The following is an 18003-nucleotide window of genomic DNA, read 5'->3' on the forward strand; positions in this document are numbered from 1 at the left end:
TTGCATCTCCCTCTTCGTCTGATCGGGATCGCCGGATCCAAACGGCGGGTGGTGGGGTCGTGAGCCTGCTTTCGTCACGTGTGGTCGCGCCCGGGGTGGCCACCTTCGTCCCCGGGCCGGATCTCCTTCGCCTCAGGCCCGGGCTGCAGGTCGAGCATGGCGAGGAGCGAGGCGAGGTCGTCGGGGCCGGTGGTACGGGACGCGACCGCCTCGTGGGCTCGCTCGCGACGGCCGACGGCGCCCGCAGAGGAGTCCCGGCACCGGGTCCCGCCCGTGACACCCGCTCCGTCCCCGCCGGAGCACGACCGGTGCTCGGCGGCTTTAGCGCAGACGGCGTCGATACCTGCGCGACGACGGCGCCGGGCGCTCCGGGCGACGACGGCCAGGGTCTCCGTCAGGAGGCGCGGCCCGAGCACGGCCGGCCGGAGCAGCGAGCCGACGGACGGCCGCCGGACGGTGCGACGGGCGTCTGCCATGTCGTCCTCCTCGTCGTTCAATTCAAGGCCCTGCCAGCCGGGGACCGAGGTGCGGCGGCGGTGTGGCCCGCCCTCAGCGGGAGCCGGTGAGGGCGGCCGCGGCCACCCTGGCGTGGTGGGTCGTACGCGCCGCGGCCGCTTCGACGGGGCGGCGGACGGCGTTCACCGGGTGCCGGTGGTCGAGAGCGTGCCGGGAGCGGTAGGCGAGCGAAGGCTTGCCGTGGGTGTCCGCGGCGGCGATGAGCAGCCCTCCCAGTGCGGAGAGGTCCGTCAGGAAGTGAGCACGCTGCAGGGCGCGCTCCTGAGGGTCCTCCACCGTCCAGAAGGCGTGTGTGGCGAGGGTGGTCGGCACCAGCGTGGCGGCGAGAGTGATCGCGGCCAGGCGAGGGGCGCGCCCCGTCGCGAACACCAGTCCCGCCGCGGCCTGGAGCGTTCCGATCGCGCGTGCCAGCCGCAGCGGATCCCCGGCAAGGGCCGGGACGTGCTTCCCGACCGCCCCGATGACGGGTTGGGCGACCACCGCGACTTCCGCGACGGCCTCGGGGTGGCGCAGGGTGCGCAGTCCGCCGGTGACGAAGGAGGCGGCGAGCAGGGGGCGGGCGAGCTTTCGTAGGACAGCCATATTCCGCTGCTGCCCACACCCGGCCGGTCCATCCGGTCCGAGTCGGTTCGTCTGCCGTCGGCCCGGGAGCACGTTCCGTGGGTTCTCGTCCGTGCGACAGGTCCGACGCGGCACAGCGGCGCAGACTATGCGTGGCAGTGGCAGTGGCAGTGGCAGACGGGCCCGGCGGGTTCCCCTGCGGCGAGGGGGCGGCGGCGGTTTCACGTGCCGCCAGCTCAACGCATCTCAGAACTCGCCGTCGACGCCTGTGACCGCCGGAGGCCCCAGAGGTGCGTCCTTCTCCGAAAACCCCAGCTCCACGAGGGCACCGGCCAGCAGGCGTACGGCTTCGTCCTCGGCCGTGGCCCGGTCGGGGGCCTCGACTTCGAGCCGGACGGAGAAGGTACCGCCCTCGTGGACCGTGAGCAGTTCCACGTCTTCGGTCTCGCTCAAGTCGGTGTGGTGCGGAGCCAGCCTCCTCGCCAGCTCGGAGCGTGCTACATCGTCGACGTCACTCAGGAACGTGCCGGGCACGGTGATGACGTAGGTGGTCACTGCTGCCTCCTGTCGGTTGGCGAGGGCTGCGTTGGGGATGCCCCGGTATCGCGCTTCAAACCCCCTCAAGCTCGGTAGATCACACTGCCGGATGTCGCCGCGCGGCCCCGCCCCGGGGTGTGCTCGACCACTCGCTCATGGAGCGAGCGACCCTTCCGGATCCACGGCTAAGTGTGGTGGCCCACCGTCCACGGCCGGAGCTTCTCGGGGTTGGGTACGGCCCAGATGCGGGTGATCCGGTCGTCTGTGACATCGAACGCGTACACGGTCACGATGACGCCGTCCTGCTGGGCGATCAGGCCGGGCCGACCGTTGACGCTACGCTCCAGGATCGTCAGGTTGGCCGGCCTGCCGGCGAGATCGACGAGGGCGCGCGCGAGTTGCCGGGCGTCTTCCAGCGGGCGGCGCACGGTGGTGGCGAGGCCGCCGTCGCCGATGGCCGTCGCCGATCGCCGTGATATCGGGCTCGAGAAGCCCGATGACGGCGCCGATTCGTCGTTCCCCACGGCCTCGCGCCCGTTGTCGACGCCTCCACCGCCCGGACCGTCGCGTCCCGTGAACGCAAGAACCTCCTCAAGGTCCTCGGCGCTCAGCACGTCGGCCGGGTCGGTCTCATGGCAGGCGAGACCGAATTTCGTCTGCCGCGGCGGTGATCGCGGTGAACGCCGCGTCGTCGAGGCGCGAGGACACGGCGTCGAGGAGCATGTGGGTGCCCGCTCCCCAGCCGTCGGCGGCCGGCCCCTCACCTGCAGCAGCCCGTACCCGCTCCCGCCAATCGGGCCACGTCCTCGCCGCCTCGACGGCCAGGGCGAGCCTGAACCCGCCGTGCCGGGTCCGTAACGACACAGGTGTCACCTCTCCCAGGACGCCGAGCATCGCCCCGGCGGCCCGCGAAGCGCCCGCCCGGTCGGGATCACCGCCAACACGACACGGGCGGTCGGCGCTGCCGTGGCCAACGCGAACGCCACCGACCGGCCCAGCACACCGGCCCCCACCACCAGCACGTCCGCACCGCGCTCCATCCGGCCCCCACGGGTTCGGGCCGTGGCCGTCACGGCCCCCCGGTCATCAAGCCACCCCCAACAGCCAAGATCAAGACCGCCTTTCGCGATGCCGGCACCGATGCCGACGAGCCAGGCCGCCACGGGCCGTACAGGAAGGCAGGACCGGCTCGGAGTGATCCTCGTGTGCCCACCGGCGGTTGCGGTCCAAGATGACGGCTCTGTGCCGCAGGTGGTGCTGTGCCCGAGTCCAACGAGGAGGCGTCCTTTGGGGGTAGGCGTTCGGCACCAGCGGCCCACAGAGCCGGTGAGGGAGCTGGGATCGGCCGGGCAGAGTGAACAGGGCCAAGAACTAGCGCGCTTGGGAACCGGAGACGGGGTGACCACGCTCACTCCAGGTGTGGCCGTCCACCCAGGTTCGACCTGCGATGTCCTCCCCCTGCCTTCGCCGCCCGGCCCGGCACCCCGCGCACCTCGACGCCGTCCGTGCAGTTGCGTACGCGCCCCTGCGTCCGCTTTCCGACGTAGGCTGGAGCCCGCGCCGCCCGCCGTGCCGCGCTCGCCGCTGAAGAGGACGCCCATCGCCATGCCCCATCAGTCGCACCCGGAACCACCTGGCGGGGAGAGCTTCCGGACCACCGATGTGGACGTCGCGCGCGACTGGCTGAAGGCGGCGTACGGAACGAGCCTGCGGATGAAGACACCCGCCCCGCACAGCTCCTTCCGGTACAGCCGCACCGCCGCCGGCCCCGTCTCGCTCAGCACCCTGTCCCTGCCGACGGAGTACGCCTACGCCACCGGTCCCCTGGGGGCGGTGGCCATCACCCACGTGGTCAGCGGCCGCATGGCCCGGGAGTGCGCGGACGATGTCACCGAAGCCGGGCCGGGCGACGTCCTTGCGATCTCGCAGCCCCACCTCCCCTACGCGGGCCGCGTGCACGCGGCCGAGCTGCGCGCGGTGACGGTACCGCTCGCCCTACTGGAACGGCTCGCGGGCCGCATGCCCGGAGGGACCGTCCGCCCGCTGAGCTTCACCCGCTTCACTCCGGTCTCCGATGCCATGGCCGCCCAGTGGAAGAGGACCGTCGCGTACGCCGAAGAGAGCGTCCTGGCCCTGCCGGTGGAGAGCGAACCTCTGGTGATCGACGCCGTCGCCAGGATGCTCGCCGCGACCGTCCTCGCCGCCTTCCCCAGTAACGCCCGCCCCGAGCCCGTGCTCGCGGACACCCGTGACGCGACGACGGAGACGGTCCGCCGGGCGGTCGCCTTCATCGAGTCCGAGCCGGATGCCGAGATCGGCCTGGTCGAGATGGCCGCAGCCGCCGGCGTCACCCCGAGGGCCCTCCAGTACGCCTTCCGACGCCATCTCGGGACGACTCCGACGGCCCACCTTCGCCGCGTACGGCTCGCTCTGGCCCACGCCGACCTGGTCGCGGCGGATCCCTCGCGCGACACGGTCACGGCCATCGCCAACCGGTGGGGCTTCCACCACCAGGGACGCTTCTCCGCCGCCTACCGTGCCGCCTACGGACGCCTGCCCCGACGCACGCTGGCGCAATCCTGAGCAGGCGACCGGGTCAGCAGCCCCCCGCGTCCGCCTCGCCGCCCGCCGGCGCCGTCCCGGGCCAGACGACTCGCAGATGGGTCCCGCGGGTGGCGACATCGAGGCCCGCCTCGCGCAGGATCACCGCGAGGGCTGTCTGGAGTGCCTTGTGCAGGCCGGCCAGAGAGGTGAACCGCGAGAGGTCCTCCTCGTGCCCGTGGACTTGAACGGTCGGCCGCAGCACCTCGCGGGCTACCCACCCCACCATGACCCCCTCCGGGGTCGTCCACACGCGCAGGCCGTCGCCCCACTCCGACGTCGTGTCGAAACCGGCCCGGGTCAGGATGTACCGCACCTTCTCGCAGTCGTCGCTGGTTCCGTCCTCGGGTGGCTCGGCGGTCGGTGCGGTCGGTGTGGGTGGCATGTGCCTACTTCAGCGACCCGGCGGCGCCGACGAAAGCCGCTGCGCGAAGAGTTCCGCACGCGACGAGCCGGAAAACGAAGCATGGACGCCGACGTCGTCGTCGGGGCCGCCGGCGGCCGACCCAGTAGGTGACGGCGTTCGGTGCGAGGGAGAAGCCGACGTCGTTGAGGCCCTGGAAGAGGGTCGGCGCTGACCTTGTGCGCGCCGTCCTCGTTGCCGACGACACAGATCGCGGCGGCCTTGCCGTAGGCGAGCGGCGGTCGTATTCGTCGGGCGCCGCGAAGGCGCAGGCCCGGCCGCTGCGGTGTGCTGTGACGCCCTCAACCTCTTCGCCGGCCGGGCCCCGGCCGGGCAATGGCAGCTGACGCACCCCGAGGTGCGCGGTGAGATCGTCAGCCAGGCCTGCGCCACCATGATCGGGCGGCAGACCTTCGGCCCGCTCCTTCAGGACTGCGGGCCTACGGCCGCATCCGCCTCCGTTACGCCCGGCCTGGAGCGGGAATCATTGCCACCCCGGCCGACTCGTTGAGTCGCGGCCCAGAACTGGCAGGCCATGATGAACGCGATCGCGATGGACCGGCAGGCCGTGCACGAGGACTATGAGCGTGCCCGCCAGACCTTCCACCGCCTGCTCGACAGTGCCTCCGAGGAGGAACTCTCCAGTGCCACCCACGGCACCAGGTGGACCAACGAGCAGCTGCTGTGGCACATGCTGTTCGGCTACATGGTCGTCTTGCGTCTGCTGCTCCTGGTCCGCGTCTTCCACCGGCTGCCACGGAGCGCGAGCAGGGTTTTCGCCCGGGCGCTGGACGCGGCGACCGTACCTTTCGACTGGGTCAACTACGTCGGCCCGCGCGGGGCGGTGAAGTTCTACGGGCCGCAGCGGATGGGCGCGGCGTTCGACCGGGTCATCGACTCCCTGCACCGCCACCTGATTTCGGAGACGGACGCCCGGCTCGCCCGGGGCATGCACTACCCCGTCCGCTGGGATCCGTTCTTCAAGGACTTCATGACCCTCGCGGACATCTACCGCTACCCCACCCAGCACTTCGACTTCCACCGTCGCCAACTCACCCTGCACCACGCTGACTGACGCCGGCAGCCGGACCGGCGGCGTCAGACGATCTGTGGACTGCGCCGCTCCAGCAACACCACGTCACGCCACACCCCGTAGTGGCGGCCTATCCGCTCGCGGGTGCCGATGACACGGAACCCCGCCCGTGCGTGGAGGGCGAGGCTAGCGGTGTTCTCGGGGAAGATCCCGGACTGGATGGTCCAGATACCCGCGGTCTCGGTCGAGGCGATCAGGGCGTCCAGCAGGGTGCGGGCGACGCCGCGTCCGCGTGCCTCGGGGTGGGCGTACACGGAGTGCTCGACCACGCCCGCGTACGCACACCGGTCCGAGACGGCACTCGCTGCGACCCAGCCCAGCACCCGGCCGTCGTCGAGGGCGACGAAGCGGTGGCCGGGCAGCTTGGCCTTGTCGAACGCGGTCCAGCCGGGGGCCTCGGTCTCGAAGGTGGCGTTGCCCTCGTCTATCCCTGCCTGGTAGATGCCGAGGACCTGCTCGGCGTGCTCGGGTAGCAGTGGCTCGATCCGCACCGCGGTCACGCCGTCTTCGCGGCGCCGGCCAGCAGCGCGCCCATGGCGGCGAGCACGGACGGCTCGACCCGGTAGTACACCCACGTGCCCCGGCGCTCGGAGGACAGCAGCCCGGCCTCTTTGAGCTTCTTCAGGTGGTGGGAGACGGTGGGCTGGGAGACACCGACGTCGGAGATGTCGCACACGCACGCCTCCCCGCCCTCGTGGGAGGCGACGGCGGAGAACAGACGCAGGCGCACCGGGTCACCGAGGGCCTTGAACATCTTCGCCGCGACCTCGGCGTCCTCGGCCGACATCGGGCGCTCGTTCAGCGGAGGGCAGCAGGCCGCGACGACGTCGGGCTCCAGCAGCGGCAGAACCTTCACATTCGACATACGTCTATGTTGACACACATCGAACTAAGAGGGCAGGGGGTCAGCTGCGGGCCAGGTGGGCCGCCAGACGGCGGGCCGCCCTGGCGGCATCCAGGCCGACCCCACGCAGGGTGTTCGAGGACAGGCTGCGCTGCCACTCCAGCCCGACGAACGCCAGGCCCGGATGGGCGGGGGAGGCGCCGCCGCGGTGGTGAGGGTGTCCGGCCGGGTCGAGGGCGCCGTCGAGTCCGGCGAGGTAGGGCAGGTGGGGGCGGTAGCCGGTCGCGAGGATCAGCGCGTCCAGCCGCTCCGTGGTGCCGTCGGCCCACGTGACCCGGTCGTTGGTGAGGCGGGTGAACATCGGGCGCCGGTCGGGGATGCCGGCGGTGAGGGCGGCGCGATAGCGGCCGTCGTCCAGGACCGGCGGGGCGGGTGGAGTCTTCAGGAGACGTGCGAGTGGGGCGGTGTCCAGGCCGGTGTGGGTGAGCCAGAAGTGCAGGTCCTTGCCCAGCAGGTGCTGCCGGGCGAACTTCACCGGCGCCCGCGTGGCCAGGCTCGTGCGGCTTTCGAGGGCGAGCTCGGCGGCGATCTGCACCGCGGAGTTCCCCGCCCCGACCACCACCACGCGCTGCCCGGCGAACCGGGCCGGGCCGCGGTAGGCGGCCGCGTGCAGGACCTGGCCCGCGAAGGTCTCCAGGTCCGGCAGGTCAGGGCGGTGCGGGCAACCGAAGCTGCCCGAGGCGGCGACCACCGCCCGCGCCCACAGCTGCCCGCCGCCCTCCAGCTCGACCGTGAACCCGGCGCCGTCGGCCCGGACCGCGATCACGCGCCGGCCGGTGCGGATGTCGGCCTGCAGGCGGTCGGCGTAGGCGGTCAGATAGGCGACGACCTCGTCCCGGTGCGGGTAGCGGTCCAGATCCCCGCCGAACGGCATCCCAGGCAGAGCGCTGAACCGGGCCGGTGAGAACAGGGTCAGGCTGTCGTAGTAGCGCGGCCACGACCCCGCCGCCCGGTCCGACGCCTCCAGCACCACCGGCTTCAGTCCTGCCCTGACCAGCGCATGCGCAGTGGCCAGCCCAGACTGGCCGCCCCCGATGACGACGGCTTCCACATGCTCCACGGCAACCCCAAGAGTTAGATGAATGTCTATGTTGACGTCTATCGATACAGGTGCCATGCTGATCACGCAAGCCATAGACAAACTTCGAAACACGAGGGAGTCGTCATGAACGAGCCGATCACCCCAACCAACCCGAACCGCGCCGCGACGACGAGCTCCTGCTGCGGTTCCGCCCCCGCGCAGCCCGCCGCCGAGGTGGCGCCCGCCCAGTCCTCACCCTGCTGCGGCACCAGCGAGGGCGCGGAAGCAGCCGGAGCCTGCTGCGAACCGCAGGCCAAGCGCGAAGCCGTCGCCACCGGCGCCGGCTGCTGCTGACCATCCGAAACCCCCGCCAACCCGCCCGCCCGCACGAAGACCCGGAGACATGCCATGAGCGAGACCACCACCGAGCTGCCCGTCGTCGTCATCGGGGCCGGCCCCGCCGGACTCGCGGCCGCCGCCCACCTCCTCGACCGCGACATCACGCCCCTCGTTCTGGAAGCCGGCCCGCTCGCCGGCGCCGCGGTGCGCGAGTGGGCTCACGTGCGGCTGTTCTCCCGCTGGGGCGAGCTCGTCGACCCGGCGGCCGAGAAGCTCCTGGCCCCGACTGGCTGGACCAAGCCGGCCGAGGACACCTACCCGTCCGGCGGGGACTGGGTCACCCTCTACCTCCAGCCGCTGGCCGACGTGCTCGGCGAGCAGGTCCGCTACGGAGCGCGCGTCACCGGCATCTCCCGCACCGGCCGCGACCGCATCGTCGACGCCGACCGCGACACCCAGCCCTTCGTCGTCCACTACGAGAACGCCGACGGCCACGAGCACCGCCTCTTCGCCCGCGCCGTCATCGACGCCTCCGGCACCTGGTCCACCCCCAGCCCCGCCGGCGGCAGCGGACTCGCCGCCCTCGGCGAGAAGGCAGCCGCCGACCACATCGCCTACCGGGTCCCGGACCTGATGGACCCCGCTGTCCGCGCCCGCTACGCGGGCAAGCGCACCGCGGTCATCGGTTCCGGCGCCTCCGCCTTCACCGCCCTCGCATACCTCGCCGATCTCGCCAAGTCCGAGGACGGCCAGAGGACTCACGCCACGTGGATCCTGCGCCGCGGGATCTCCGGCTCGACCTTCGGCGGCGGCGAGGCCGACCAACTCCCCGCCCGCGGCGCCCTCGGCCTGGCGGCCAAGGCAGCCGTCGACGGTGGCTACGCCGACGCGGTCACCGGCTTCCGCACCGACACCGTCGAGCGCACCGAAGACGGCCAGGTGATCCTGATCGGTGAGGACGGCCGCCGTCTCGACCCGGTGGATGAAGTCATCGTCCTCACCGGCTTCCGCCCCGACCTCACATTCCTGGACGAGCTGCGCCTCGGTCTCGACGAGCGCCTCCAAGCCCCGACCGCGCTCGCCCCGCTCATCGACCCCAACCAGCACTCCTGCGGCACCGTCTACCCACACGGTGTCAACGAGCTCTCCCACCCGGAGAAGGACGTCTACCTCGTCGGCATGAAGTCCTACGGCCGCGCCCCCACCTTCCTCGCCATGACCGGCTACGAGCAGGTCCGCTCCATCGCCGCCCACCTCGCAGGCGACCAGGAAGCCGCCGAGCGCGTCGAACTCACCCTCCCGGAGACCGGGGTGTGCGGCGGCGCGGGCCTCTTCGACGAGCCCGCAGCCGCGGAGGAGACCGGTGGCGGGTGCTGTGCGACCCCGGCCACCCTCACCATCGGCGCCGCTCCCGTTCCCGCTTCCTCCGGCGGCTGCTGAGGTGAGCGACCTTCAAAGCGGCGTGGCCGCGGCCGGGACGGGGGTCCGGTCGCGGCCACGCGCCGTCCTGCCCGCGCTCTGCCTCACCCAGATCAGCAGCTGGGGCATCGTCTACTACGCCTTCATCGTCCTCAACCCGGCCATCACCGCCGACACCGGCTGGAGCGCGGGCGCGACCACGGCAGCGTTTTCCGCCGCCCTCGTCGTCTCCGCCGTAGCCGGGATCTACGTCGGCCGCATGCTGGACCACCGCGGCCCCCGCACCGTCATGACCGCCGGCTCCGTCCTGGGTTCGCTGAGCCTGCTGGTGATAGCCGCGGCCCCCAACCTGGCCGTCTTCTTCGCCGGATGGCTGCTCGCCGGAGCGGCCATGGCCGCCATCCTCTACCAGCCCGCCTTCGCCGCCCTCACCCGCTGGTGGGCCCCCGACCACATCCGTGCCCTGACCATCGTCACTCTCGCCGGCGGCCTCGCCTCCACCGTCTTCGCACCCCTGACCGCGATACTCGCCGACCACATGTCCTGGCGCGCCACTTACGTGGTCCTGGCCGGCATCCTCGCCGTCCTGACCGTCCCGGCGCACGCCCTCGCGCTGAAAGCCCCCTGGCCCCCGGCCCCGCCGAGCCCGCCGCACGTCACCGGCGGCCACGAGCAGGTCGTGCGCAGCCGGGCGTTCTGGATGCTGGCCGTCACCTTCACCCTCTCCGCGTTCGCCATGTACGCCGTCGTCATCGGCCTCGTCCCCCTCCTCCTCGAACGCGGCTACACCACCACCCAGGCCGCATGGGCCCTCGGCCTCGGCGGCGCCGGCCAGACCCTCGGCCGCACCCTGTACGCGACCCTCGCCCGCCACCTCGGCGTCACCGCCCGCACCGTCACCCTGATCGCCCTCGGCGCCCTCACCACCGCAGCCCTCGCCACCGTGGCCGGCCCCTACGCCCTGCTCGTCGCCGTATCCGTCCTCGCCGGGGTGATTCGGGGCAACCTCACCCTCCTCCAGGCCACCGCCGTCACCGACCGCTGGGGCACCAGCCACTACGGCTGGCTCTCCGGCCTCCTCGGAGCACCCGCACACGCCGCAGCCGCCCTCGCCCCCTTCGCCGGCGCGGTCCTGGCAGGCCCCCTCGGCGGCTACCCCGCCCTGTTCGCACTGCTCGCCACACTGTCGATCACCGCCGCTGTCACAGCATTCGGGACTCGTCCGGGCAACGGCCCGAGCCGATGACCTCCAGCGCTCCTCGGCCTCGGCCGCGGGGACGCTGGGTCGTTCGTCGTTGAGCGCGTGCCCGGCCCCGTTCGCTGGGCGGCCCGCTGGGATCGAGCCATGGCCGACGGGCGCCCTTACTGACACCTGTCGCCTTGCCCAGACTGCTGATCGGAGACGGGGAGGTACTGGGTGGCGGTACGCAAGACTAGCCGGTCGGCATCACGGAAGCGTCGGGAGGCTCGCCTCAAGGCCGGCGCATGGGTCGGCGTCATCGTCTTGGCGCTGCTCCTGATGTTCGGGTCGGCCATCTGGCCTTACGTAGTCGGACTGATACTGCTCGGGGTCGCCGGCAGTGGCACTTGGTGGTTGTGGAGGACGGACCGTCGGCTCGAAGGTGCACGAGTGCGCGGTGGTGGAGCTGAGCTCTGTTCCGGTGCGGCGGCCTCGGTCGGCGTCCGAGGCGCGGCCTGACTGGCTTTGGAACCGGCCCGACCGCATCGGCGGGCAACCCACGTCGAACGGGTGGACCGCCTGCCGTGAGAATCTCCACGAGGTCGTACCCCGCCGGCCTGGACGTGCTGCTGCGTGGACGGACAGGGGCCGGGCCTCCTTCCCGCGCCTGTGCGGATCCGGTGACGGAAGTCGCCGGGCTGAGCACGGAGAAGGGGCCCGGCTTATGGAGCCGGATCAGCGGGTGGTGGCAGTTCCCCGGCGGCGCACGTAGACCACCGCACCGGCGACCGCCGCCACGGCTGCGGCCGCGGTGGCGGAGATCGGCTGCCAGGACGACTCGGGCGCCGGCGTAGCGGATGCAGCAGTGACCTGCTCCGGCTGGTCCTCCACGAGGCCGCCGTATCCGCCGGCCAGGCCCTTGCGGTCGTATTCCGAGCCGGGCATCTTGTCGCCGTAGCGGGCGGTGACCAACTTCTGGTAGGCGGCGAGGGTGATTCCGCGCTTTCCGCCGAGGCCGGTGGTCGCTTCCTCGTTGAGCGGCTCGACCATGCCTTCGGCGGTGAGCCGGTACCAGGCGTGGATCTGCGGCTCGGTGAAGGTACGGGCCTGAGGAGTGCCGCGCTCGGCAAAGCCGACCTCGGCGTCCCCGTCCCGGATGCCCGCCAGCTGCCAGCCCTCGGCACCGACGTTCTGCGCGCCGCTTGCCGGCGTAGCGGCGTTCCCCTTGGGTGCGAGCAGTACGGCGGCGTGTTTGCCGTCGGAGGCGGTCACCCGCGAGGCCAGGTAGGAGAGCCGGAGTGCGGTCTGCGGGGTCGCCTGGGTCTTGCCGGTCACGAACTCGGGGCTGATCTCGAACATCGGGACCGGGTCCTTGTTCAGATCGAACCCGGGCGGCGCGGCGACCGCGGCGGGTGCGTTCCCAGGGGTGCCGACGGTGCCGCCGTCCGCGGCGGGGGCGGTGCGGGGCTGCCGGGCCGAGACCAGGAAGCGGGAGACGGTGTTGCGGAGTTGGTCACTCCCGAGGGCTTGCTGGGCCGACTGGTAGCCCGCGATGCCGTCGCCTTCCGCAGCCTGTGCGGGAACGATTCCGCACAGGGCGGCGGCGAGCGCGGCCGTGGCGAGGACGGCGGCCCGGAGTGCAGCGTGCCTGGCGTGTCGCATGGTCTGCATGATCGGTCTGCTCCTCAGCCCTGGATGCCGATGCGGGAGTGGGTCCACTGGAACGAGTTGTTGTTCGTGTAAGTGGAGTGGTTCCACCAGGTGTAGGTCTGGGTGGTCTGCCACGGGTCGCCGACCGCGATCATGTTGGTGGCGCTGTCGTAGCCGTAGATGACGTTCATGTGACCGCCCCCGGTGCGCCAGCCGAACCGGACGGCGAACGGACGGCCTGCGTCGATCTCGGCGGCGGACTCACCGAACGAGGCGTTGCGGTACAGGCTGCGGCCGCTGTTCCTCAGTCCCAGCCTGGCCAGGCCATTGGCCATGTCCTCCAGCGTCGCGGGCTGGTTGTTGCAGTCCACCCAGGTTCCCTGGGCTGCGAGTTGGCAGAACTGCTCTTGGCTGACGGAGCGGCCCCAGTGCTTGGCGATCGTCACGCCGGAGGCGTCCCAGCACCACTGGGTCCTGACCTGCTTCTGCATGTCGATGCCGAGTGTCTTCGCGGTCGTGGGGGTGGGTTTCGGGTTCGGGGTTGAACCGCAGACCGGCAGAGAGGTGGTGTTTTCCTTGATGAAGGCGTCGGCGATGTAGAACGAGCCGGTGTAGATCCACCTCGGGTTGTTCTCCACGGTGTCGCCGGTGGTCCGGCAGGACATCTGGATCTTGGCGCCCACCTTCGAGGACCCCTTCACCTGGGCCGAGAGGGACGGCTTGGCCCGGTGGTTGACGGTCTTGTAGTTGCCCTGCCCGCCGATGACCGTGCCGCTGACCACATCGGCCTGGGCGAGGGCGTTGAAGCCGAAGAGCAGACCGCCGGAGAGTGCGGCGGTGATCGCGGCTATCAGCGCTTTCTTGCGGCGGGACGCGCGACGTTTGTGCATCATGCTCCTTGATCTGAAATGCGGGAACGGGCTTGCCTGGCGGCGCTCCCATAAAATGACGAATAGTCAGTTGGCGGGGCCGGTCAGAACCGACCAGAGCGGCGCTCGAAACGGGCGGCGGCCACTCACCGGAGCAGCGGCACAGGGGGCGACTCGACCAGCTGCAGCCGCGATCCCCTCACCGCCAACGCCCCAGGGATGGCGCCGCATTGTCGATGAGGCCGCCGTGATCGGCCGGGCAGACATCAGAGGCGACGGACCGACGGTGGCGCCTTCGGCGGCGGTTGCGCTCATGTTGCCGGCGAACGCTCCCCGACCAGTTTCTTGCGGTTCCGCAGGCGGGGGTGAACTGCCCACCTTGCGCGCACGCCGTCGCGGCAGGGCCGGGAGCCGGACAACTACAGCCGGGCGGCGCCAATTGACCGAGCGTCACATTCGGGCAGATCGACGGCCTTGCACTGCCGGTGAAGCCGAGATTCAGGCCTTCCGTGACCACGCACAACCGCACCTCTTTCCTTGACTGGATTGGGTGCCGGGAATCCTGCCAGAGAGATCGGGGGACCTGAACGCCTTTGCTCTACGCGCGAAGATGTCGCGAATTCAATCACCATAGAGGGGCGATGTGACAGATAGTCAATTCAGCTATGGTTGCGACGGGTTGGGGATTCCGTGGCCATTGGTCCAGGCCATGCAGCGGCCCCTGGCGGCGTGGGACTTTACGTAAACTTGATCTACTCCGGCCCTTTATTGGACACGCTGTCAAGTAGTTAAATCGCCCAGAGTGTGCGCCGCGTGACTCTCCATCATTTGATGAAGAAAAATCGACTTCAGGTTTTGCCTGGAATGAGCGCGTCCCTGCCCGCCGCCCAGTCGAGGCAGCCGCCTCTGGACGGGTTCCGGCGGTCGCGACACGACTGCGTCCTGGATACCTCGCGCGACATCGAGCATCCCGGCCGGGCGATCGCACTGCGCTGGCTGCGGCTGGGTGACGCTCGAGCGCGGAGTCCGGAACCTGGCACCGGCGTCCGGCGTCGCCTCGGGTGCGCGGCTGCACCGTCGATGGACGCCGGTCACGCCCCGCGGATTCCGGCTCGCGCGGCGATCAGCGCTGATAGGTGCCGACCAGGGTTCCGGCGGCCAGTTCCTTGCCCTCGACCGCGCGGTGCACGGTGTCGACGGTCGGTCGGCCGTGCAGGCTGAGCGCCTCGGACAGGGCGTACAGGCGGAAGAAGTAGCGGTGTGGCCCGTGCCCCGGCGGAGGCATCGGACCATCCCAGCCCACGCGCCCGAAGTCATTGGGCCACGGCAGCCCGCCCCGAGGTTTCTGCCCCTCCTCGGCCCCGATGACCCCGGGATCGATGCCGGTGACCAGCCAGTGGAGGAAGGTCCCTCCCGGGGCATCCGGGTCCTCACAGAGCAGCACCAGCTCAGCGGTCCCCTCGGGCGTCGCCGACCAGGTCAGAGGCGGCGAGATGTTCTCCCCCTCCCCGCTGTACCGGCGGGGGATCACGGTGTGATCGTCGAACGCGGCGCTGCTGAGTTCAATTCCGTTCATGCGCGGCGCACTACCCGCAGGCGGCGGCGCAGACACCGGCCCGCAGGGCAGAACACCCGATCAGCGGCGTCCGTTCGCCAAACGCGCGGCTCACCCGTTCTGCTGTCACCAGGCCGCCTGACTGAAGAGAACGTCAGCGCCGGCGGGGATCCGCGGTCCTCCGAGGGAGACATCGCCGAGTGGAGTTCGGCTGAGGACCGCGACCGACGGGTAGAGCCGGAGTGTCTCGGCGAGCGTCCTGCCCAGGAGGGGGAGCTTGGCCAGGTCGTCGCAGGCAGGTTGCCGTGCGCCGACTACGTCGTCCAGTTCAGTACACAGGTAACGTTCGAGGCGCGGCGGGGCGGGGCGGCCAGAGTGTCGAACGTCCATGCCATCAGGTCGGCGGTCGTCGCGATGCCTCGCACCAGCAGGGTGCTGATCTCGTCACGGATCCCGCGGTCGGTGAGGCCCTGACCGGTCTTGTCGCTACGGGCACGTGGAAGATGCGTCGGACACGGGGCGGCTCGGAGGCAGTGCCAGTGGTGATTGCTGCTTTGCAGATTCAGGCCGCGAGGCCGAAGTTGAGTATCTTGTCGGCCTTGTTGATGGAGCCGGGCATGAGGTGGCGGTAGATCTTGAAGGTGATGTCGATGCTTTTGTGACCCATCCATTCGGCGACGTCGGTGATGGGGATGGCGTTCGTGAGGCAGTTGGACGCGAAGAAGTGGCGGAGGCTGTAGATCACCATGCCATCGGGGACGTCGACCTCGCCGACCCGTTTGACGCGCTGCCACTGGTTCTGAACGTACTGGACGGCTTCGTCGGGTCCTGGGGGTGGCGTAGGAGGTAGCCGTCGACTGTGCCGTGTTTGTCGGTGGCCCACTCGATCGTTTCGCGGATGCGGGCGGGGAGTGGGGCGTCGCGGTAGTCGGTGGGTTTGCGGTGCTTGAGGGGGCCTCGGCAGCCGCCGAGCAGAAGTGCGCCCAGTACCGCGCCGATGATCGAGCCCGCGGGGTCAGGGCTGTGATCCCACAACCCGCCGGCCGGATCGCCAACCGCAAGCGCAACGGCAGCCGCGGCAGCCGCCCTCCAGCCTTCGACCGCGAGGCATACGGCGACGGGCGCCGCTTCGGCGGCGCCTCGGGGGCAGCCCGGCCGTACCCGGCGGAGCGATATGCGCTGTGGAAGGGCGCGAGGTGGAGCTGCTCGATCGCCTCGATCACGAACCGGGCGCCGTGGTCCTCGGCCAGTCAGTCGTGGAGGTCAGGGGGCTGCCGGGGTGCAGCAGCGAGGTCTCGATCGCATGTGAGGATGTTCTGCGGCATGCCCCGATGGTCCAAAACGGCCTGGACAGCAAAGGTTTGTGCGACAGCCTCCTTGAGACTCAGGTGCCGGAGTTGTCGACGAACCCCACGATGTCGAGGTATTCGATTTTGGGAGGGACGCCATAGATCCCCGTCACCTTCTCGACGATCTCCTCCGTGAAGAAGGCACGGGCCTTCTCCTTGTCATCCCACACGTAGAAATTCCTTGCCCGAACGCCGTCTTCGTCGAGCATGAAGCTCTTGAAGCGAAGGCCGGCCATGCCTTCGAACGGTCCTCGGAGTTCGCCGGCAATCTTTGCGAGAGTTGCACGATCGAACTTGTCGGTCTGCGTGAAAGTCACGAGCACGCCGATCATCGGGCCTCCTGTCGAGCGAGTGATGCTAGCGGCGGATCTTAGTGCAGGCGGCCGGAAATTCTGGTCGTTGGGCCGCGAGTCGGAGGTGCAGATTGCGGTCGGCGATGCGGGCCAGGGGTGCGTCGAGTTTTGCGTACGTGAACGTCTAATCGAATGAGTGGGCGATTTGACGGTGGAAGGACGCATGTCTTCCCCCGTGTCCCGGCGGCCGGGCAATAGCCCCGCCTCCCAGAGGGCTTGCGGATCAGGAGGAAGCGGCATGGAGGTGCTGGCGACGGAGGGGAGCATGCCGAGGGCGGCGCCGAGGGTCACTCGTTCAGCTCGGCCAGCATCTGCGCCTCCTCGGCGCGTGCGCTCCGATGGACGACACCGTTGCGCCCTGTGGCCCACGTCACATGTGGTTCCTGTCAGGAATCGGGGCGCTGTTCCGCTCAAGTCGCCGAGAGCAAGCGAACCGACAGGAGCATCACATGAAGCACCGCATCGTCGTCCTCGGCGCCGGCTATGCCGGGGCCTACGTGGCCGGCACTCTGGCCCGCCGGCTGTCCCCTGCGGACACAGAGATCACCGTGGTCAACGCCGAGCCGGACTTCGTCCAGCGGCTGCGGCTGCACCAGCTCGCGGCCGGCCAGGAGATCGAGGCCCCGGAGCTCGTCGACGTCTTCGCGGGTACGGGGATACGGCTGCGCCTGGCCCGTGTCACCGCCGTCGACCCCGAGCGCCAGGTGGTCGCCGTGGCCGACGCTGACGGCGGCGGCGAACTCGGCTACGACACGCTGCTCTACGCGCTCGGCAGCCACGTCGCCGACCACGGCGTCCGTGGCGTGGCCGAGCATGCCTTCCACGTCACCAGTCGTCCGGCGGCGCTGTGCCTGCGTGAGCGCCTGGACAACCTGCGGGGAGGCGGGAGTGTGGTGGTCGTCGGTGACGGGTTGACCGGCATCGAGACCGCCACCGAGATCGCCGAGTCGCGGCCCGGCCTGTCGGTGGTGCTGGTCGCCCGCGGGGAGCTGGGCGCCCCGCTCTCTGTCGGAGCCCGCGGCCACCTGCGTCAGGCCTGCGACCGGCTGGGCATCACCGTCCTGGAGCACACCAGCGTCGAAGCCGTCGAAGCGACGCGCGTCCTGTGCGCCGACGGGACCACCCTGGTGTCCGACGCGACCGTGTGGACGGCCGGGTTCGCGGTCAACCCCATCGCCGCCGCAGCCGGGTTGGACGTCACCGACGACGGCCGGATCGTCGTCGATCGCACCATGCGGTCGCTCTCGCACCCGAACGTCTACGCCGCCGGCGACAGCGTCTACACCATCGGCGACAACGGCCTGCCGCTGCCGATGTCCTGCGCTTCGGCCGGCTTCACCGGCATGCAGGCCATGAAGGCCATCGTGGGAAGTCTGACCGGCAGCAAGATAGAGCACGTCAAGCTGGGTTACCCGGGCAACCACATCAGCCTCGGGCGGCGGGACGGCATCCTGCAGATGGTCGACGGCGAGGCGCAGGCCAAGCCGAAGTACGTGGCCGGCCGGAAGGCCGCGCGGATCAAGGCGGGCATCCTCAAGATGTCGCTGTGGACCACCTCTCACCCGACCTTCGGCCTGCCCAAGCGCAAGCGCCACCTGGTCGCCGCGCAGGACGGGGCCGCCGCAAAGGTGGCCGCGTAGCCCGCCTAGGGTA

Annotated in this window: 22 protein-coding genes and 2 pseudogenes; 8 read left to right on the top strand and 16 right to left on the bottom strand. The window is 70.5% G+C overall.

What is annotated here, in order from left to right:
• Positions 1–74 precede the first annotated feature (74 nt).
• From OG472_RS37455 to OG472_RS37475, 5 genes are all read right to left on the bottom strand, one after another.
• The gene (locus tag OG472_RS37455) at positions 75–476 is read right to left on the bottom strand and encodes a hypothetical protein (protein ID WP_405942606.1); all 402 of its coding nucleotides are present in this window, start codon (positions 474–476) and stop codon (positions 75–77) included.
• Between the two features lie 73 nt (positions 477–549).
• Positions 550–1098: a DoxX family membrane protein gene (locus OG472_RS37460; RefSeq protein ID WP_405942607.1), complete on the bottom strand. Its 549-nt coding sequence runs from the start codon at positions 1096–1098 to the stop codon at positions 550–552.
• A 225-nt stretch (positions 1099–1323) separates the two neighbouring features.
• The gene (locus tag OG472_RS37465; RefSeq protein ID WP_405833482.1) at positions 1324–1632 is read right to left on the bottom strand and encodes a hypothetical protein; all 309 of its coding nucleotides are present in this window, start codon (positions 1630–1632) and stop codon (positions 1324–1326) included.
• A gap of 167 nt (positions 1633–1799) precedes the next feature.
• Positions 1800–2228, bottom strand: a complete 429-nt coding sequence (locus tag OG472_RS37470) for a hypothetical protein (protein ID WP_401605770.1) — start codon at positions 2226–2228, stop codon at positions 1800–1802.
• 16 nt (positions 2229–2244) lie between these two features.
• Complete coding sequence (locus OG472_RS37475; RefSeq protein WP_405942608.1) at positions 2245–2478, bottom strand: hypothetical protein; 234 nt, start codon at positions 2476–2478, stop codon at positions 2245–2247.
• Positions 2479–3219: 741 nt separating this feature from the next.
• Between OG472_RS37475 and OG472_RS37480 the strand changes: the two genes are divergently transcribed.
• Positions 3220–4197 carry a helix-turn-helix domain-containing protein gene (locus OG472_RS37480; protein ID WP_401605774.1) on the top strand — a complete coding sequence of 326 codons (978 nt, stop codon included), beginning with the start codon at positions 3220–3222 and terminating at the stop codon, positions 4195–4197.
• Between the two features lie 13 nt (positions 4198–4210).
• Here OG472_RS37480 and OG472_RS37485 read toward each other — a convergent pair whose 3' ends face one another.
• Positions 4211–4600 carry a hypothetical protein gene (locus OG472_RS37485; protein WP_405942609.1) on the bottom strand — a complete coding sequence of 130 codons (390 nt, stop codon included), beginning with the start codon at positions 4598–4600 and terminating at the stop codon, positions 4211–4213.
• 115 nt (positions 4601–4715) lie between these two features.
• Positions 4716–4854 (bottom strand): annotated as a pseudogene (locus tag OG472_RS37490) (NADPH-dependent oxidoreductase); the annotation flags it as partial.
• A gap of 50 nt (positions 4855–4904) precedes the next feature.
• Between OG472_RS37490 and OG472_RS37495 the strand changes: the two are divergent.
• Positions 4905–5129: a hypothetical protein gene (locus tag OG472_RS37495; protein ID WP_405833488.1), complete on the top strand. Its 225-nt coding sequence runs from the start codon at positions 4905–4907 to the stop codon at positions 5127–5129.
• A 24-nt stretch (positions 5130–5153) separates the two neighbouring features.
• The gene (locus tag OG472_RS37500) at positions 5154–5693 is read left to right on the top strand and encodes a DinB family protein (protein ID WP_405942610.1); all 540 of its coding nucleotides are present in this window, start codon (positions 5154–5156) and stop codon (positions 5691–5693) included.
• A gap of 23 nt (positions 5694–5716) precedes the next feature.
• Here the strand turns inward: OG472_RS37500 and OG472_RS37505 are convergent, their stop codons facing one another.
• From OG472_RS37505 to OG472_RS37515, 3 genes are read right to left on the bottom strand one after another with little or no spacing between them, the layout of a single operon-like run.
• A complete protein-coding gene (locus OG472_RS37505) occupies positions 5717–6211 on the bottom strand; it encodes a GNAT family N-acetyltransferase (protein ID WP_405942611.1) in 495 nt (164 codons plus the stop codon).
• A complete protein-coding gene (locus tag OG472_RS37510; protein WP_401605786.1) occupies positions 6208–6576 on the bottom strand; it encodes an ArsR/SmtB family transcription factor in 369 nt (122 codons plus the stop codon). Before OG472_RS37510 ends, OG472_RS37505 begins: the two co-directional genes overlap by 4 nt.
• 40 nt (positions 6577–6616) lie before the next feature.
• The gene (locus OG472_RS37515) at positions 6617–7675 is read right to left on the bottom strand and encodes a flavin-containing monooxygenase (protein ID WP_401605788.1); all 1059 of its coding nucleotides are present in this window, start codon (positions 7673–7675) and stop codon (positions 6617–6619) included.
• Between the two features lie 105 nt (positions 7676–7780).
• Here OG472_RS37515 and OG472_RS37520 point away from each other — a divergent pair, with 105 nt between their 5' ends.
• Genes OG472_RS37520 through OG472_RS37530 form a run of 3 tightly spaced genes read left to right on the top strand, consistent with a single transcriptional unit; the run spans position 7781 to position 10640 of the window.
• Entirely contained in the window at positions 7781–7990 is a 210-nt protein-coding gene (locus OG472_RS37520) for a hypothetical protein (RefSeq protein WP_401605790.1), read from the top strand.
• Between the two features lie 54 nt (positions 7991–8044).
• On the top strand, positions 8045–9415 hold the full coding sequence (locus tag OG472_RS37525; protein WP_405942612.1) for an NAD(P)-binding domain-containing protein: 1371 nt from the start codon (positions 8045–8047) through the stop codon (positions 9413–9415).
• 1 nt (position 9416) lies between these two features.
• Entirely contained in the window at positions 9417–10640 is a 1224-nt protein-coding gene (locus tag OG472_RS37530) for an MFS transporter (protein WP_405942613.1), read from the top strand.
• Positions 10641–11309: 669 nt separating this feature from the next.
• On the opposite strand, the gene OG472_RS37535 is transcribed toward OG472_RS37530, so the two are convergent.
• From OG472_RS37535 to OG472_RS37555, 5 genes are all read right to left on the bottom strand, one after another.
• Positions 11310–12245: a hypothetical protein gene (locus OG472_RS37535; RefSeq protein WP_405942614.1), complete on the bottom strand. Its 936-nt coding sequence runs from the start codon at positions 12243–12245 to the stop codon at positions 11310–11312.
• Between the two features lie 14 nt (positions 12246–12259).
• Positions 12260–13117 (bottom strand): papain-like cysteine protease family protein, encoded by an 858-nt coding sequence (locus OG472_RS37540; protein WP_401605798.1) that lies wholly within the window; start codon positions 13115–13117, stop codon positions 12260–12262.
• A 1099-nt stretch (positions 13118–14216) separates the two neighbouring features.
• Entirely contained in the window at positions 14217–14669 is a 453-nt protein-coding gene (locus OG472_RS37545) for a YbhB/YbcL family Raf kinase inhibitor-like protein (protein WP_405942615.1), read from the bottom strand.
• 105 nt (positions 14670–14774) lie between these two features.
• Complete coding sequence (locus tag OG472_RS37550) at positions 14775–15038, bottom strand: cytochrome P450 (protein ID WP_401605801.1); 264 nt, start codon at positions 15036–15038, stop codon at positions 14775–14777.
• A 172-nt stretch (positions 15039–15210) separates the two neighbouring features.
• The gene (locus tag OG472_RS37555; protein WP_401605804.1) at positions 15211–15396 is read right to left on the bottom strand and encodes a tyrosine-type recombinase/integrase; all 186 of its coding nucleotides are present in this window, start codon (positions 15394–15396) and stop codon (positions 15211–15213) included.
• Between the two features lie 254 nt (positions 15397–15650).
• On the opposite strand from OG472_RS37555, the pseudogene OG472_RS37560 reads away from it, so the two are divergent.
• Positions 15651–15761: pseudogene (locus OG472_RS37560) on the top strand (IS5/IS1182 family transposase); the annotation flags it as partial.
• A 271-nt stretch (positions 15762–16032) separates the two neighbouring features.
• Here OG472_RS37560 and OG472_RS37565 read toward each other — a convergent pair.
• Positions 16033–16641, bottom strand: a complete 609-nt coding sequence (locus OG472_RS37565; RefSeq protein ID WP_405942616.1) for a hypothetical protein — start codon at positions 16639–16641, stop codon at positions 16033–16035.
• Between the two features lie 158 nt (positions 16642–16799).
• Between OG472_RS37565 and OG472_RS37570 the strand changes: the two genes are divergently transcribed.
• Entirely contained in the window at positions 16800–17990 is a 1191-nt protein-coding gene (locus tag OG472_RS37570; RefSeq protein WP_405942617.1) for an NAD(P)/FAD-dependent oxidoreductase, read from the top strand.
• Positions 17991–18003 lie beyond the last annotated feature (13 nt).

Source organism: Streptomyces sp. NBC_00207, assembly GCF_045160965.1.
GTDB lineage: Bacteria > Actinomycetota > Actinomycetes > Streptomycetales > Streptomycetaceae > Streptomyces.